The sequence below is a fragment of the Klebsiella sp. H-Nf2 genome (assembly GCF_002806645.1).
Taxonomy (GTDB): domain Bacteria; phylum Pseudomonadota; class Gammaproteobacteria; order Enterobacterales; family Enterobacteriaceae; genus Klebsiella; species Klebsiella variicola.
Genome location: NZ_PIBL01000003.1, coordinates 179,199 through 195,643, shown reverse-complemented (window position 1 = coordinate 195,643; position 16,445 = coordinate 179,199). Strand labels below are relative to the sequence as shown.

Annotated in this window: 10 protein-coding genes; 7 read left to right on the top strand and 3 right to left on the bottom strand. The window is 61.0% G+C overall.

Features of this window, described 5'->3' with window-relative positions; translation table 11 throughout:
- Positions 1–94: 94 nt before the first annotated feature.
- From bcsG to bcsE, 3 genes are read right to left on the bottom strand one after another with little or no spacing between them, the layout of a single operon-like run.
- Positions 95–1,774 (bottom strand): cellulose biosynthesis protein BcsG, encoded by a 1,680-nt coding sequence (gene bcsG, locus CWM58_RS11290; protein ID WP_074386996.1) that lies wholly within the window; start codon positions 1,772–1,774, stop codon positions 95–97.
- A complete protein-coding gene (gene bcsF / locus CWM58_RS11285) occupies positions 1,771–1,968 on the bottom strand; it encodes a cellulose biosynthesis protein BcsF (RefSeq protein WP_004204976.1) in 198 nt (65 codons plus the stop codon). Before bcsF ends, bcsG begins: the two co-directional genes overlap by 4 nt.
- Entirely contained in the window at positions 1,968–3,521 is a 1,554-nt protein-coding gene (gene bcsE / locus CWM58_RS11280) for a cellulose biosynthesis protein BcsE (protein ID WP_100680943.1), read from the bottom strand. Before bcsE ends, bcsF begins: the two co-directional genes overlap by 1 nt.
- A 168-nt stretch (positions 3,522–3,689) precedes the next feature.
- Here bcsE and bcsR point away from each other — a divergent pair, with 168 nt between their 5' ends.
- The 7 genes from bcsR to hmsP all read left to right on the top strand — a co-directional run bounded on the left by bcsR (position 3,690) and on the right by hmsP (position 16,416).
- Positions 3,690–3,878 carry a cellulose biosynthesis protein BcsR gene (gene bcsR, locus CWM58_RS11275; protein ID WP_002921513.1) on the top strand — a complete coding sequence of 63 codons (189 nt, stop codon included), beginning with the start codon at positions 3,690–3,692 and terminating at the stop codon, positions 3,876–3,878.
- A gap of 11 nt (positions 3,879–3,889) precedes the next feature.
- Entirely contained in the window at positions 3,890–4,621 is a 732-nt protein-coding gene (bcsQ, locus tag CWM58_RS11270) for a cellulose biosynthesis protein BcsQ (protein WP_100680942.1), read from the top strand.
- Positions 4,618–7,236, top strand: a complete 2,619-nt coding sequence (gene bcsA / locus CWM58_RS11265) for a UDP-forming cellulose synthase catalytic subunit (protein WP_100680941.1) — start codon at positions 4,618–4,620, stop codon at positions 7,234–7,236. The genes bcsQ and bcsA overlap by 4 nt, the downstream gene beginning before the upstream one ends.
- 10 nt (positions 7,237–7,246) lie before the next feature.
- On the top strand, positions 7,247–9,592 hold the full coding sequence (gene bcsB / locus CWM58_RS11260) for a cellulose biosynthesis cyclic di-GMP-binding regulatory protein BcsB (protein WP_100681010.1): 2,346 nt from the start codon (positions 7,247–7,249) through the stop codon (positions 9,590–9,592).
- 3 nt (positions 9,593–9,595) lie between these two features.
- Positions 9,596–10,705, top strand: a complete 1,110-nt coding sequence (gene bcsZ, locus CWM58_RS11255; protein WP_100631004.1) for a cellulose synthase complex periplasmic endoglucanase BcsZ — start codon at positions 9,596–9,598, stop codon at positions 10,703–10,705.
- Positions 10,687–14,166: a cellulose synthase complex outer membrane protein BcsC gene (gene bcsC, locus CWM58_RS11250; RefSeq protein ID WP_100680940.1), complete on the top strand. Its 3,480-nt coding sequence runs from the start codon at positions 10,687–10,689 to the stop codon at positions 14,164–14,166. The genes bcsZ and bcsC overlap by 19 nt, the downstream gene beginning before the upstream one ends.
- Positions 14,167–14,409: 243 nt before the next feature.
- Entirely contained in the window at positions 14,410–16,416 is a 2,007-nt protein-coding gene (gene hmsP, locus CWM58_RS11245) for a biofilm formation regulator HmsP (RefSeq protein WP_206053090.1), read from the top strand.
- Positions 16,417–16,445: the final 29 nt, after the last annotated feature.

Here is a 16,445-nt window from a genome sequence, read left to right as displayed (position 1 = left end):
ATTTGCCGCCTTCCCCGTCCGTATGCATGCGGGTGGGGAAGGGAGAATGGGAACGTCTGACGATGTAAGGCCGCCAACATGGCGGCCTTTTCACTTATTGCGGATAAGGCACCCAGCTACCGCCATTCAGCTGGACATAAGGCTTGCCCTGATACTGGATGACGATGGCGTTGGCGTTTTCGGACACCGCCGCGCTCTGCGGCAGGTTCGCGACATACTGCTGCCAGTTGACGCTGTCCTCGCTGAACATTTTGCCGTCGAGGGCGCGCACCACCAGCTCCGACACCGCCAGGTAACTGCTGGGCTGATCGATGATAATCGGCGCCCCTTCATGCGGCGCTTTCATGCCGAAGAATTTTACCGCCGTCGGGACGTTCGTGATCGACGGGCTCGGGATATCCCGCAGGCCAGAGACCTGCATCTTATCGCCCTTCAGCGCGCCACCGTGTTCCGGCACCACCACCACCATCACTTTCCGCCCCGATTTCTCGAGCTCGGTGAAGAAGTTATCCAGGTCATCAAACAGCTTTTGCGCCCGCACTTTGTAGTCTGCGGTTTTGCTTTGCCCCGGGAAGTGGTTGCCGTCATGCAGCGGCAGGGTGTTATAGAAGGTGGCGCTCCGCGGATTGCCGCTGGCCTCTTCGGTCTTCAGCCAGCGGTTGAGGACCGCCAGATCCTCATACACCGGAGAGCCGTCAAACGCCTGCAGGCTGACCGGCAATCCGGTCTGGTCCATCAGGGGGCTCTGCATGCCGCCCAGCGAACGCAGCTCTTTCAGGAAGTCGCCGAACAGACCGTTATGGCCGAGCATCAGCTGCTGGTTAAAGCCGAGTTTCGCCAGATTTTCAAACAGGTAGCAATCGGCGCCGGACGGCTGATACAGGTTGGTATGCGACAACTGACCGCAGCTGGCGCGCAGCAGGCGTACCGCCGCCGGGCCGCTGTAGGAGGTCGCGGAGTTAAAGTTCTTGAAGACAATATCGAAATGCTTCCACAGCGGATGATCCATCAGCCCGGCGGCTTCAATATCCGACCAGGAGAGCGAGCAGATATTGATCACCAGCAGGTCAAACGGCTGCGCATCCGCCGGCAGCTGGTCCGGGAACGGTGTCTTGCGCTTCTGCTCGGCGGCATAGAAACCGTTCAGCCAGTTGGTGAGATTGGCCGATGTCGGCGGCTCAGTCTGCGGCGGAATATCGCTGCTGGCGGGGCTGGTCGCGGCGCCAGCGGCGGCGTTGGCCCCGGTATTGGCCGGCGCGGTCGTGGCGGCGGCCGTGGTCGGCTGACCGGCGGGCCACAGGGTAAAGGCCGGCAGCAGCGGGCTGACCGCCAGCCAGACGATGATCGCGGAGACAAACACAGTGACGCGCAGCCACTGGCTGATAAATAGCCACAGCACCAGTAAAACAAAGAAGGCGCCGACCATGCTCCAGTTGATAAAGCGGACGATCAGATCCCAGACATAGCTGGCGCTGAAGCCGGCGATTTGCGAGCCCTGACTAAAAAGCGTCTCCGGACCGGGCAGCCAGGTATCGTGCCAGAACAGCGCGAAGCCGAGCGGAATAGCGATCCAGTGGCGGATACGGTGCAGTTTTTCGCGCGGGATCGGCACCAGCAGAAAGGCGAGAAACACCAGATTCAACATCGGGTGGAAATTGAGATACCCGGCCCACAGCAGGGCAAACTTGACCAGAAAGTAGAAGTTCCAGCCGCCAAGTCCGCGCCAGTACTGCCAGAGCGGAAGCGGTGTCGCGGTCGGTTTAGTGTTTGTCATTTGTTCGCTTTGCCTTGCTTAACCGTGGTTCCCCGGCGTAATACGCCCGCCGGTTTCACGTAACGGGGTTTAAAGAACATCAATCTTAACGTCGTGCGAATACGGCGCTGGTAGTGGCGCGTCAGGTAGCCCAGCGGAAAAAACAGCAGGGCGCAGAGCACCACCAGTTGCAGAATATCGGCGATAGACATCATCAGGCTTGTTCCTCACGGGTGGTTAACCGGTGTGGTTCGGGGTAGCGTCGCCAGTGGCGTCCATCGTGGGTGGCGTTGATGGTTTCGTTTTTATCTATCGACAAGGGCAGCGGCGTGTTCCAGTGCGCGGGCTCGACGCCGCGCATGATCACGATTTCCGAGAGGATCTGCTTGTCTTCAAACCACACCATGCGGTTAGAAAAAATATCGCCGGTCGGCAGCGGGAAAATGTGGTTTAGCGCGGTATCGAGGTCATTGATCCGGCAAAACGACAAAAACAGCACCAGCCGGTTATTGCCGATAGTCATGATATCGCCCATCCGGTTGGGTTTGCATAACGTCAGCGCCTGCTCAACGCGTAATCCTGGCGCCGGGCGCAGGGCCACCATTACGCCTTTGCTGTCGGCGGGCAGCAGGGTATTGGCCATCACGTTCTGTACTGCTTCGCAGAAGGCATCCCACTTCTGGTAGCCGCGCAGCTTTAACGGCTGGCTCCAGGCCAACAGCGTGGCGAAATCCTCCGGAATATGGCGGGAGAATTTTTGGTTCTGCACGCTTTCGATCAGCGTCAGGCAGCGGGAGAGCGACGCGCTGCTGGGGATCACCAGACTGGCGCCGCTGCTGAGCAGCAGGCGTTCATCGGTCGCGCGCAGGCTGGGCGTTTGTTCACGGACAATAATTTTCAGCGCCGTACCGCGCTGACGACGCAGGGTATGAATATAGCGTCCCAGCTGTTCAATTTGCGTATTCTGGGTAATGGAAAAGAGTAACGTGGCCGCTTGTGCGGTACGCCCGGCGTTGAAGACGTCGTCGTTAGTATCAAACAGTCTCCAGTATTCCGACAGCGGCGGGGCGCCTTCCAGCACGCGCATATTGCTGAGGATCACCTTCTCATCGCTACGTGGCTGAACGCTGGTTTCAGCCTCCTGCGCCAGCCGCCAGCCGGCATCATCGCGTTGTACCATCAGTTGCTGCTGGGCGCTGATGCCTTTCTCGCTTCCCCACCAGGCAATATCAAAGAGATGTCGGTCACCCTGGTAACGAATACTTGCCAGGCCGGAAAGGGAACGGTACTCGCGTAATAATGGGGTGAGCTGCCGATCGATATCCTGGGCGGAATTGATCGCTAAGAAAGCGCAATGGTGATATTGCGCCCAGCGGCTGGTCTTTTCCACCCAGGCGCATAGCTTATCCTTATTTATATTTTGCCAGGTATTTTCAGCGCATAGCAGAATAAACAAGTAATTGCCAGGTTCGAGGGTGCAGACTAAATCACGATGTATTTCTTCCAGGGCTTCCGGACGATTCGGTAGGGTGAACAGCGCGATATTATCCGGGCCACCTTCATTATCTAATGAAATGATATTATTAGGTTTGTTTCCCATTACCAGCGCGGCGATCTTGCTGTTTTTCGCCTGCGCGGCCAGCGTCTGATTAAACAGACTGACGGCATCGGCATAACGGTCAACATTGAGCCACCATACCCCACCGACCGGCATATGGCACACTTCATCCCATAATGATGAAATACCCAAAGTAAATACACTATCCACGGCATCCCTCGTGCGCCCTGATTGACACTGGATAAGTTTACTAGCGAAACCGGCAGAGTAAACCTAACATTGAAATTAAAGGTCATCAGTTTTAGCATGTACACCTGCTTTTAAGGATGCGCTGTATTCGTCCTCTGGTTTAATAATAAATTTCGAACGGACAGAGATATGCCAGCAAAAGATCCTGCAGTACCCACGGACGCCACGCTGGGGTACACCTTTCAAAATGATTTTCTGGCGCTAAGCCGGGCATTTTCCCTGCCGGATATTGATTATCATGATATTTCCCGGCGCGAGCAGCTGAATGCGGCGCTGAAGCGCTGGCCGCTACTGGCAGAGTTTGCAGAGAAAAAATAAGGAAGCCGGAGATGGCTATTCTGGGATTACAGGGCGTGCGCGGGGGGACTGGCGTCACGTCCATTACGGCTGCACTCGCCTGGGCGCTGCAATTGCTCGGTGAGACGGTGCTGGCGATCGACGCCAGCCCGGATAATATGCTGCGCTTTTTTTTCAATACCGACGTCCATCATCAGGACGGCTGGGCGCGGGCGCTGCTCGACGGTCGGGACTGGCGCGACGCAGGACTGCGCTATACGCAACATATCGATCTGCTGCCGTTTGGCCAGCTCAGCGCCGGCGAAAGAGAAAATGCTGACCAGCTGCAGCCCGCGCTGGGGGCGATGGCGGAGGCTGTGCAGCAGCTGCAGAGCCAGTACCACTGGCTGCTGCTGGATCTGCCGAGCGGCTATTCGCCGTTGACCCGCGAGCTGCTGACGCTGTGCGATCGCACGCTGGTGGTGGTCCATCCCGACGCCAATAGCCATATCCGTCTACACCAGCAGCCCCTTCCGGCCAACAGCGACATTCTGATTAACGACCTGCGGGTCGGCAGCCAACTGCAGGAAGATCTCTATCAGCTGTGGCTGGAGAGCCAGCCGCGCATCCTGCCGGTGACGATTCACCGCGACGAGGCGATGGCTGAATGCCTGGCGGCGAAACAACCTCTCGGCGAGTATCGCCAGGACTCTCTGGCGGCGGAAGAGGTGCTGACCCTGGCGAACTGGTGCCTGATCCACTATACCGGCGGGAGGGCGGGATGATCCGCCTTAGCACGCTGCTGCTGGCTCCGCCGGTAGGGGAACGGCTGCGCGCACGCTATGATGACTATCGGCAGCACGGGGCCTCCTGGCTCTCGGCGTCGCTTGGCTGTTTGTGGGCGTCGCTGGTCTGGGCGCTGATGCCGCTGGAGACGCCGCGCTGGCAGGCGATTCTGGCCCACCATGAAACCTATTTTCCCCATATTAATCCGCATCGCCCGCGTCCGCTGGATCCGCTGCGCTACCTGCTGCAATCCCTGTGGCTGCTGGCGACGCGCGTGCCGGAGCCGGAAAAAAAGGTCAACTGGCGCTCGCTGGCGGCTCTGGAAGGGGTGCACGGTCGCTATACGCAATGGCTGGAGAAACTGCCTGATCAGGTGAACGCCCGCACCGGCCATCTGGATAAACAGAAAGAGCTGGCGCACCTTAATCCGAAGCTGCGCCGGGCGATCCTTGGGGGGGTGACCTTCTGCTCGCTGGTGCTGGCGCTAATGTGTATTACGCAGCCCTTTAACCCGTTGTCGCAGTTTATCTTCCTGATGCTGCTGTGGGGCGTGGCGCTACTGGTGCGCCGCATCCCGGGGCGTTTCTCGGCGCTGATGCTTATCGTGCTGTCGCTGACGGTGTCGTGCCGCTATATCTGGTGGCGCTATACCTCGACGCTGAACTGGAACGACCCGGTAAGCCTGGTGTGCGGGATCATTCTGCTGTTCGCAGAGACCTACGCCTGGGTGGTGCTGGTGCTGGGCTACTTCCAGGTGGTCTGGCCGCTGAACCGCCAGCCGGTGCCGCTGCCGGAGGACATGGATCTGTGGCCAACCGTGGACATCTTCGTCCCTACCTACAACGAAGATCTCAACGTGGTGAAAAACACCATTTACGCCTCGCAGGGCATCGACTGGCCGAAGGATAAGCTGAACATCTGGATCCTCGACGATGGCGGACGGGAAGCGTTTCGCCAGTTTGCCAAAGATGTCGGGGTGCACTATATCGCCCGTACCAGCCACGAGCACGCCAAGGCCGGCAACATCAACAATGCGCTGAAATACGCCAAAGGGGAGTTCGTCTCGATCTTTGACTGCGACCACGTGCCGACGCGCTCGTTTCTGCAGATGACCATGGGCTGGTTCCTGAAAGAGAAAGAGCTGGCGATGATGCAGACCCCGCACCACTTCTTCTCGCCCGATCCCTTTGAGCGCAACCTTGGCCGCTTTCGCAAAACGCCGAACGAAGGGACGCTGTTCTACGGCCTGGTGCAGGACGGGAACGACATGTGGGACGCCACCTTCTTCTGCGGCTCCTGCGCCGTTATCCGTCGCGGCCCGCTGGATGAGATTGGCGGGATAGCCGTCGAAACGGTAACCGAAGATGCCCATACCTCCCTGCGTCTGCACCGGCGGGGACACACCTCAGCCTATATGCGGATCCCGCAGGCGGCGGGGCTGGCGACGGAGAGTTTATCCGCGCATATCGGCCAGCGCATCCGCTGGGCGCGCGGAATGGTGCAGATTTTCCGGCTCGATAACCCGCTGTTTGGCAAAGGCCTGAAGCTGGCGCAGCGCGTCTGCTACGCCAACGCCATGCTCCACTTCCTCTCCGGTATTCCGCGCCTCATTTTCCTCACGGCGCCGCTGGCCTTTTTGCTGCTCCATGCCTATATCATTTATGCGCCCGCGCTGATGATCGCGCTGTTCGTGTTGCCGCACATGATCCACGCCAGCCTGACCAACTCGAAGATTCAGGGCAAATACCGCCATTCGTTCTGGAGTGAAATCTACGAGACGGTGCTGGCCTGGTATATCGCGCCACCCACCTTTGTCGCGCTCATTAACCCGCATAAAGGCAAATTCAACGTCACCGCGAAGGGCGGGCTGGTGGAAGAAGAGTATGTCGACTGGGTGATCTCCCGGCCCTATATCTACCTCGTACTGCTCAATCTGGTCGGCGTCGCGGTGGGGATCTGGCGATTTATGTACGGCCCGGAAAACGAAATCCTCACCGTCTGGGTGAGTATTGTCTGGGTGTTCTACAACCTGATTATTCTTGGCGGTGCGGTGGCGGTCTCGGTCGAAAGCAAACAGGTCCGCCGTTCGCATCGTGTCGAAATGAGCATGCCGGCGGCCATTGCCCGCGAAGATGGCCATCTGTTCTCCTGCACGGTTCACGACTATTCCGACGGCGGGCTGGGGATCAAAATTCACGGCGACGCGCAGGTGCTGGAAGGCCAGAACGCCAGGCTGCTGCTCAAACGGGGACAGCAGGAGTATGCCTTCCCGGTAAGAGTCGCGCGGGTCAATGGCAGCGAAGTGGGACTCCAGCTGTTGCCGTTGACCAACCAACAGCATATCGATTTTGTGCAGTGTACGTTTGCCCGCGCTGATACGTGGGCGCTTTGGCAGGATAGCTTCCCGGAAGACAAGCCGATGGAAAGCCTGCTGGATATCCTCAAGCTGGGCTTCCGCGGCTATCGTCACCTGGCGGAGTTTTCACCGCCGTCGGTGAAGGTGGTTTTCCGCGCGCTCACTTCGCTGGTGGCCTGGATAGTGTCGTTTGTACCCCGACGCCCTGAACGCGCCGCGCCGACGCTCTCCGCAGACCCGGCAATGGCTCAACAATGATGATAATGCGATGAAAAGAAAACTTTCCTGGATGTGTGCAGTAGCGGTGGGCATGTGCAGCTGGTATCCGCTGGCCTCTTATGCGGCGCCGGCCGCCGTGGCGAACGCCGCCCCTGGCGTTCAGCCGCAGGTAGCGACCCCGGGTGCGCCGATCGTGGTGGGCGAGCCGACGGCGACCCTCGCCGAACCGACCGCTCCGGCGGTAGTGGCCGAGAACGTCCCGCAGCGGGAGGTGAAGCTAACTTTTGCCACCATCGCGCCGCCGCCCGGCAGCATTGTGCTGCGTGGCTCACGGCCTGACGCGTCGGTCGAATTCGGCATGCGCAGCGATGAGCTGGTCGCCAACGCGCTGCTCAATCTGGAATACACCCCATCGCCCTCGCTGCTGCCCGTGCAGTCGCAGCTGAAAGTCTATCTCAACGATGAGCTGATGGGCGTCCTGCCCGTGACTAAAGAGCAACTGGGGAAAAAGATCCGCGCGCAGTTGCCGATTGACCCGCTGTACATCACCGACTTCAACCGCGTACGGCTGGAGTTTGTCGGCCACTACCGCGACGTCTGTGAAAACCCCGCCAGCAGCACGCTGTGGCTGGACGTCGGGCGCGAAAGCTATCTGGATCTCACCTATCAGTCGCTGAAGGTGCGTAACGATCTGTCGCACTTCCCGGTGCCGTTCTACGATCCGCGTGATAACCGCCCGCTGACGCTACCGATGATTTTCCCGGCCTCGCCGGCGGTCGCCCAGCAGCAGGCGGCGGCGATTGTCGCCTCCTGGTTCGGCAGCAAGGCTGGCTGGCGCGGCCAGCAGTTCCCGGTCTATTTCAACGAACTGCCGGATCGTAACGCCATTGTGTTCGCCACTAACGACAAGCGCCCGGACTTCCTGCGCGATCATCCGCCGGTCAAGGCACCGACCATCGAAATGATCGACAACCCGAACGATCCTTACGTCAAGCTGCTGGTGATTTTCGGCCGCGATGATAACGACCTGCTGCTGGCGGCGAAGGGGATTGCCCAGGGCAATATTTTATTCCGCGGCAGCAGCGTCACCGTGGACGGCATCAAAACCCTGCAGCCGCGTCAGCCTTACGACGCGCCGAACTGGGTGCGCACCGACCGCTCGGTCACCTTTGCTGAGCTGAAAACCTATGAGCAACAGCTGCAGTCCAGCGGTCTGGTGCCGGATGCCATCACCGTGGCGCTTAACCTGCCGCCGGATCTCTATTTGCTGCGGGCCAACGGCATCGATATGGATCTGAAATATCGCTACACCATGCCGCCGGTGAAGGACAGCTCGCGGATGGATATCAGCCTCAACGACCAGTTCCTGCAGTCATTCAGCCTGAACAGTGCTCAGGACGTGAATAAACTGATCCTGCGTCTGCCGGTGCTGCAGGGCCTGCTGGACGGCAAATCAGAGGTCACCATCCCCGCGCTGCGTCTCGGGGCGGTCAACCAGCTGCGCTTTGACTTCCAGTACATGAACCCGATGCCGGGCGGCTCCATCGACAACTGTATTACCTTCCAGCCGGTGCAGAACCATGTGGTGATCGGTGACGATTCGACCATCGACTTCTCAAAGTATTATCACTTTATCGCCCTGCCGGACCTGCGCGTCTTCGCCAACGCGGGCTTCCCATATAGCCGTATGGCGGATCTCGCCGACACGCTGGTGGTGGTGCCGAAGGCGCCGACCCAGGGTCAGGTGGCGACGCTGCTGCAGGCGCTGGGCGGCATCGGTTCGCAGACCGGTCTGGCGGCGATTAATCTGCAGATGACCGACGATGGCACCCAGATCAAGGATAAAGACGCGGATCTGCTGCTGATCGGCGCGATCCCGTCGGCCCTCAAGGACGACACCAAAATCAACCTGCTGGTTGAGGCGACCAAAAGCTGGGTGAAAATGCCGATGCGCCACTATGACCTGGCGAGCATTTATCCCGACGATGAGGCCCGCACGCCCAACACGCGTACCGACATTACCTCCACCGGACCGATGGCGTCGGTGATTGGCTTCCAGTCGCCGTATAACGATCAGCGCAGCGTGGTGGCCCTGCTGGCCGACAGCCCGCGCGGTAATGAACTGCTGACCAACGCCCTCAACGACAGCGGTAAGCGGGCAGCAATGTTTGGGTCGGTGGCAGTGATCCGTGAGTCCGGCGTCAACAGCCTGCGAGTGGGCGACGTTTACTATGTCGGCCATCTGCCCTGGTTCGAGCGTATCTGGTTCGCGCTCTCTAACCACCCGATCCTGCTGGCGATCTTCGCTGCCATCAGTATCGTGCTGCTGGCGTGGGTGCTGTGGCGCATGCTGCGCATCATCAGCCGCCGCCGTCTTAGCCTGGATGATGAATAAATCATGATGAAAGTACTTTGTGGCGCGGTGCTCTCCGCGCTGCTGCTGGCGGCGGCCCCGGTGGGCGCCGCCTGCCAGTGGCCCGCCTGGGAGCAGTTTAAAAAAGCGTACGTCAGCCCTGAGGGTCGGGTGATTGACCCCAGCGATGCGCGCAAAATCTCCACCTCAGAAGGACAGAGCTATGGCCTGTTCTTCGCCCTGGCAGCCAACGATCGCGCAGGGTTCGACAAACTGCTGACCTGGACGCAGAACAACCTGGCGGAAGGTGACTTGCGACAACATCTGCCGGGCTGGCTGTGGGGGAAAAAGGACGACAAGCAGTGGACCCTGCTGGACAGCAACTCGGCATCCGACTCGGATCTGTGGATAGCCTGGGCGCTGCTGGAGGCGGGCCGCCTGTGGCAGCAGCCGCAGTATACCGAGACCGGAAAAGCGCTGCTGGCGCGGATTGTCGATGAAGAGACAGTGGCGGTGCCGGGCCTTGGCACGATGCTGCTGCCGGGAAAAGTCGGTTTTGCCGATGACAGCGGCTGGCGGTTTAACCCCAGCTATCTTCCGCCGCAGCTGGCCACCTACTTTGTGCGTTTTGGCGCGCCGTGGCCTGCCCTGCGCGACAGTAACCTGCGCCTGCTGCTGGAGACCGCGCCGAAAGGCTTTACCCCGGACTGGGTGCGCTATGAGAAAGGGAAAGGCTGGCAGCTGAAAACCGAAAAGCCGCTGATCGGCAGCTATGACGCGATTCGCGTCTACCTGTGGGTGGGCATGCTCCATGATGGCGATAAGCAGAAAGCGCGCCTGCTGCAACGCTTTGCGCCGATGGCGGCGCAGACCACGGAGCAGGGTGTGCCCCCGGAGAAAGTGAATATTGCCACCGGCAAGACCAGCGGCCAGGGACCCGTGGGCTTCTCCGCGGTGATGCTACCATTTTTACAGGACGACGAGGCCCGGTCGGTGCAACGCCAGCGCGTCGCCGATAACTATCCCGGCGCGGATGCCTACTATAGCGCGGTCCTGACGCTGTTCGGCCAGGGGTGGGATCAACACCGTTTTCGTTTCACTGCGGGTGGCGAATTACAACCTGACTGGAACCAGGAATGCGCAAGCTCTCACTAAGTTTACTCACGCTGTCCCTCGGCGTTGCGCTGCTGCCGTTAGCGCAGGCGGCGACGACGCCTGCCCAGGAACATCTGCTGGAGCAGGTGCGCCTCGGCGAGGCCAGCCACCGTGAAGACCTGGTGCGCCAGTCGCTGTACCGCCTGGAGCTGATTGACCCCAACAACCCGGACCTGATTGCCGCGCGGATGCGCTACCTGCTGCGTCAGGGGGATGCCGCCGGGGCGCAAAAAGAGCTGGAACGACTAACGAAGCTGGCGCCGGACTCTCCGGAACTGAAAGCATCGCGCAATGAGATGAAAAGCAACACCGGCGAGGGCCGGCAGGCGCTGCAGCAGGCGCGACTGCTGGGCGTGGCCGGGAAGGTCGATGAAGCCATCGCCGCCTATGAAAAACTGTACGGCGGCGTGCCGGATGACGTTGACGTCGCCATTGAATACTGGACGCTGGTGGCGCGCCTGCCGGCCCGCCATAGCGAAGGCGTCAGCCAGTTGAAAAAACTGAACGCCAGCACGCCGGGCAACGTCAGCCTGCTGACTTCGCTGGCGAAGCAGATGTTTGCCGATAACAAACCGCAGGAAGGGTTCGCCTATCTGGCGGAGATGGCCCGCTCGGCCTCAGGGCGTGGTATCGCCGCCGATATGTGGTTCAGTGAGGTGAAAAGCATGCCGGTGAGCAAGGCCAGCGTGCAGGCGTTGCAGCAATTTCTCCTGCAGTTCCCCACCGGCTCGGTGGCGGCCAACGCCCGCGTTCTGCTCGACCAGCAGCAGGCGCAGCTGCAGGATCCGACCTTCCGCGCCCGCTCGGAAGGGCTGGCGGCGGTCAAGTCCGGGAATGCCTCGCAGGCGGTCGCGGATCTGCAGAAAGCCGTTCAGGCCGACAGCCGCGACAGCGATGCGGTGGGTGCCCTCGGCCAGGCCTATTCTCAGCGCGGTGACCGCGCGCGAGCTGTGTCGCAGCTCAATAAAGCGATTGCCATGGACCCCGACAGCCCGAACCGCGGCAAATGGGACAGCCTGCTGCAAACCAACCGTTACTGGCTACTGATCAAGCAGGGGGATAACGCCCTGAAGGCCGGCCAGCTTTCGCAGGCGCAGAACTATTATGCCCAGGCGCAGCGGGTCGATCGGACCGACAGCTATGCCGTGCTGGGGCTGGGGGACGTTGCGGCGGCGCGCAAAGAGGCGGCGGCGGCGGAGCGCTATTACCAGCAGGCGTTGCGCCTGGATCGCGGCAATAACCTGGCGGTGCGCGGTCTGGCCAACCTCTATCGCGCCGAATCGCCGGAGAAAGCCAGCGCCTGGATCGCCGGCCTCCCTCCCGCTCAGCGGCGGAGCATCGATGATATTGAGCGCAGCCTGACCAACGACCGGCTGGAGAAACAGGCGCAGGCCCTGGAGAGCCAGGGCAACTGGGCGCAGGCGGCGGAAGTTCAGCGTCGGCGCCTGGCGCTGGATCCGGACAGCGTGTGGATAACCTACCGTCTGGCGCGCGATCTGGTCAGCGCCGGTGAGCGCCAGGAGGCCGATGCACTGATGCGGGCGATGGTCAACCGCCAGCCGCAGGATGCTGAACGGGTCTACGCCTCGGGGCTCTACCTGTCGGGGAACGACCAGGACGATCTGGCCCTGGCGCAAATCGCCGCTCTGCCGCGCAGCGCGTGGACGGATAACATTCGTGAACTTGAGGCGCGTCTGCAAAGCGACCGGGTGCTGCGCCAGGCCAACCAGCTGCGCGACAGCGGTGACGAAGCGCAGGCGATCGCCCTTATCCAACAGCAGCCCGCCTCGGTGCGCTATGACCTGACGCTGGCCGACTGGGCGCAGCAGCGCGGCGACAGCCAGACGGCGATTGCCGACTATCAGCGGGTGCTGCGCCAGGAGGCTGATAACGGCGATGCGCGCCTCGGCCTTGCGGAAGTCTACCTGGCCGAGGGCGATAAACAGGCCGCCCGGGCGCAGGTCATGCAGCTGAAAGGCGCAGAGACCGAATCCATGAATATGCAGCGTCGGGTCGCCCTGGCGCGAGCCGGCCTTGGTGATACCGCTGATGCCCAACAGATTTTTAACCAGATTGTGCCGCAGGCGAAGGCGCAGCCGCCCTCTATGGAGAGCGCGCTGGTGCTGCGCGATGCCGCGCGCTTTGCCACCCAGACCGGGGCGCCGCAGCAGGCGCTGACGCACTACCGGGAGGCGATGGTGGCCTCCGGGATCACCCCCGCGCAGCCGCAGGACAACGATACCTTTACGCGGCTGACGCGCAACGACAGCCGGGATGACTGGCTGAAGCGCGGGATCCGCAGCGACGCCGCCGACCTTTATCGCCAGCAGGATCTGAACGTCACCCTGGAACACGACTTCTGGGGTTCCAGCGGCACCGGCGGCTATTCCGACCTGAAGGCGCATACCACCATGCTGCAGGTGGATGCTCCGCTGGCGGATGGCCGGATGTTCTTCCGCACCGATCTGGTCAATATGGATGCCGGCAGCTTTTCCACCCACAGCGACGGGAGCTACTCGCCCAGCTGGGGTACCTGCGGGGAGATCGCCTGTACCAGCGGCAGTAAAAACCAGACCGACAGCGGGGCCAGCGTGGCGGTCGGCTGGAAGAATGACACCTGGAGCGGCGATATCGGCACCACGCCGATGGGCTTCAATGTCGTCGATGTGGTGGGGGGGCTGAGCTACAGCAGCGATGTCGGGCCGGTGGGGTACACGGTCAACGTCCACCGGCGCCCCATCTCCAGCTCGCTGCTCTCCTTTGGCGGGCAGAAAGACAGCAGCAGCCATACCGGCACCACCTGGGGCGGCGTCCGCGCCGACGGCGGCGGCCTGAGCCTCAGCTATGACCGGGGCGAAGCGCACGGTATCTGGTCCTCACTGGGGGCCGACTCGCTGACCGGTAAAAACGTGGCGGATAACTGGCGCGTGCGCTGGATGACCGGGTACTACTACAAGGTCATCAACGAGAATAATCGTCGCGTCACCGTCGGCCTCAACAATATGATCTGGCACTACGACAAAGATCTCAGCGGCTACACCCTCGGCCAGGGCGGCTACTACAGCCCGCAGGAATATCTCTCATTCGCCGTGCCGGTGACCTGGCGTCAGCGTACCGAGAACTGGTCCTGGGAGCTCGGCGGGTCGGTGTCATGGTCCCATTCGCGCACCCAGACGCAAGCCCGTTATCCGCTGCTGAACCTGATCCCGTCCGACTACCGCCAGCGCGCCAGCGAGCTGACGGAGCAGGGAAGCAGCAGCCAGGGATTTGGTTACACCGCCAGAGCGCTGGTGGAGCGGCGGGTGACCAGCAACTGGTTCGTCGGCGCCGCGGTCGATATTCAGCAGGCGAAGGATTACACCCCGAGCCATGCGCTGCTTTACGTCCGCTACTCGGCGGCCGGTTGGCAGGGGGATCTGGATATGCCGCCCCAGCCGCTGGTGCCCTACGCCGACTGGTAGCAGAATAGGCTGAATTACGTCACAGAGCGCCACTCCACGGCGCGCTTCGCGTATACTCGTGTGTCATTGCCCACCGTCGGCCGCCGGGGAGGCTTTCCCGGCGTCTGCGCTAGCGCGCGGAAATATCCCGCCACTTCATCCCTCGCGGGCGTGGGCGAAGGATTTAAGTATATAATCAGCCTGAAACGACCGGGATTGAAGGATTGATGCCGGGTATGCATTCAGTATCAGTGGAGAACACCGTTGCGCGTCAGCCGTTCACTTACAATCAAACAGATGGCGATGGTCGCGAGCGTGTCCATGGCATTTGTATTGGTTTTTTGCACTATTTTGCTGTTTCACTTTGTGCAACAGAGTCGCTTTACCACGGCCACGCAGTTAGAAAGTATCGCGCGATCCGTTCGCGAACCGTTATCTGCGGCTATTCTGAAAGCCGATATTCCGGAAGCGGAAGCCATTTTGAGCCGTATCCAGCCTGCTGGCATCGTCAGCCGGGCGGATGTGGTATTGCCGAACCAGTTCCAGGCGCTGCGGATGCGATTTATCCCCGAGCGGCCGGTGCCGGTGACCGTCACCCGGCTGTTTGAGCTGCCGGTGCAGATTTCGTTACCTATTTATTCACTGGAGCGGCCAGCCAACCCGCAGCCGCTGGCCTATCTGGTGCTGCAGGCCGACTCCTATCGCATGTATAAGTTTGTCATGAGCGCCCTTGCTACGTTAGTGACGGCTTACTTACTTTTGGTGCTAATGCTGACGGTGGCGCTGACCTGGTGTATCAACCGGCTGATGGTGCGCCCGTTGCGGCGTATCGCCCGTGAGCTGAACGATCTCTCTCAGCAGGAGCGTCTCGGCCATCAGCTAACGCTCCCGCGCCTGCATCACGACGACGAGATCGGCATGCTGGTGCGCAGCTATAACCGCAACCAGCAGAGCCTGGTGCGCCAGCATGATGAGCTGTCCATCCAGTCGACCCGCTTCCCGGTCTCCGAGCTGCCGAATAAAGCCTTTCTGCTGGCGATGCTGGAGCAGACGGTGGCCCGCCCGCAGAGCGCCGCGCTGATCGTCGTCGCCTGCGAAACCCTGCAGGACGCCGCCGGCGTCCTCAAGGAGAGCCAGCGCGAAATGCTGCTCCTGACGCTGGTGGAGAAGCTGCGAGCCGCCATTCCGCCGCAAATGGTGCTGGCTCAGGTGAGCGGGTATGACTTCGCGATTCTCGCCGATGGCCTTGCTGAACCGTGGCAGGCGGTGACGTTAAGTAAGCAAGTGCTCACTATTATTAATGAGCGTTTGCCGCTGCATGGGCTGCAGCTGCGCCCCTACGCCAGCGTCGGGATCGCCATGTTCCACGCCGGGCTCAGTGCCGAACAGTTTTACCGGCGCGCGGTGTCGGCTGCCGTCACCGCACGACGTAAAGGCAAAAACCAGATTGAGTTCTTCGATCCCGAGCAGATGGAAAAGGCTCAGCGCCGTCTGATGGAAGAGCACGACATTATGACCGCCCTCGACAACCAGCAGTTCGCTATCTGGCTGCAACCGCAGGTGGCCTGCGCCAGCGGCGAGATCTGCGGCGCCGAGGTGCTGCTGCGCCAGCGGCAGGCGGATGGCAGCTGGTCGCTACCGCCGTCGCTGATTGAGCGTATTGAGTCCTGCGGGCTGATTATCCCGGTCGGCTACTGGGTGATGGAAGAGGCCTGCCGCCAGCTGGCGGCCTGGCAAAGCCAGGGGATTATGCTGCCGCTGTCGGTCAATGTTTCCCTGCTCCAGCTGCTGGAACACGATCGTGGTGAGGAGATGCTGAAGCTGATCGCCCGCTACCGCATTGCCCCGGGCACCCTCATCCTCGAGGTGACGGAGAGCTGTCGGATGGACGATCCGCAGGATGTGATGGCGCGGTTGCGACCGCTGCGCGAGGCCGGGGTGCAGATTGCGCTGGATGACTTTGGCATGGGTTATGCCGGGTTGCACCAGCTGCAGCAGATGAAGGCCCTGCCGGTGGATATTCTGAAAATCGATAAGGTATTCATCGATATGCTGCCGGAGGATGTCAGCATGGTGCCGGCGATGATCCAGCTTGCGCGCGGCCTGTCGCTGCGTATCGTGGCGGAAGGAGTGGAGAGCGACGCCCAGTACCGCTGGTTGCAAACCGCTGGCGTCGAGGTGCTCCAGGGCCATCTGTTCGGTTGCGCTTTGCCGCAGGAGGCATTCAGCGCGCGCTATTTATCTCCGGTCCAGGAGGATGCAAATTTGTAAATATTTTGTTGACTTGTGCGAGTCAGCTC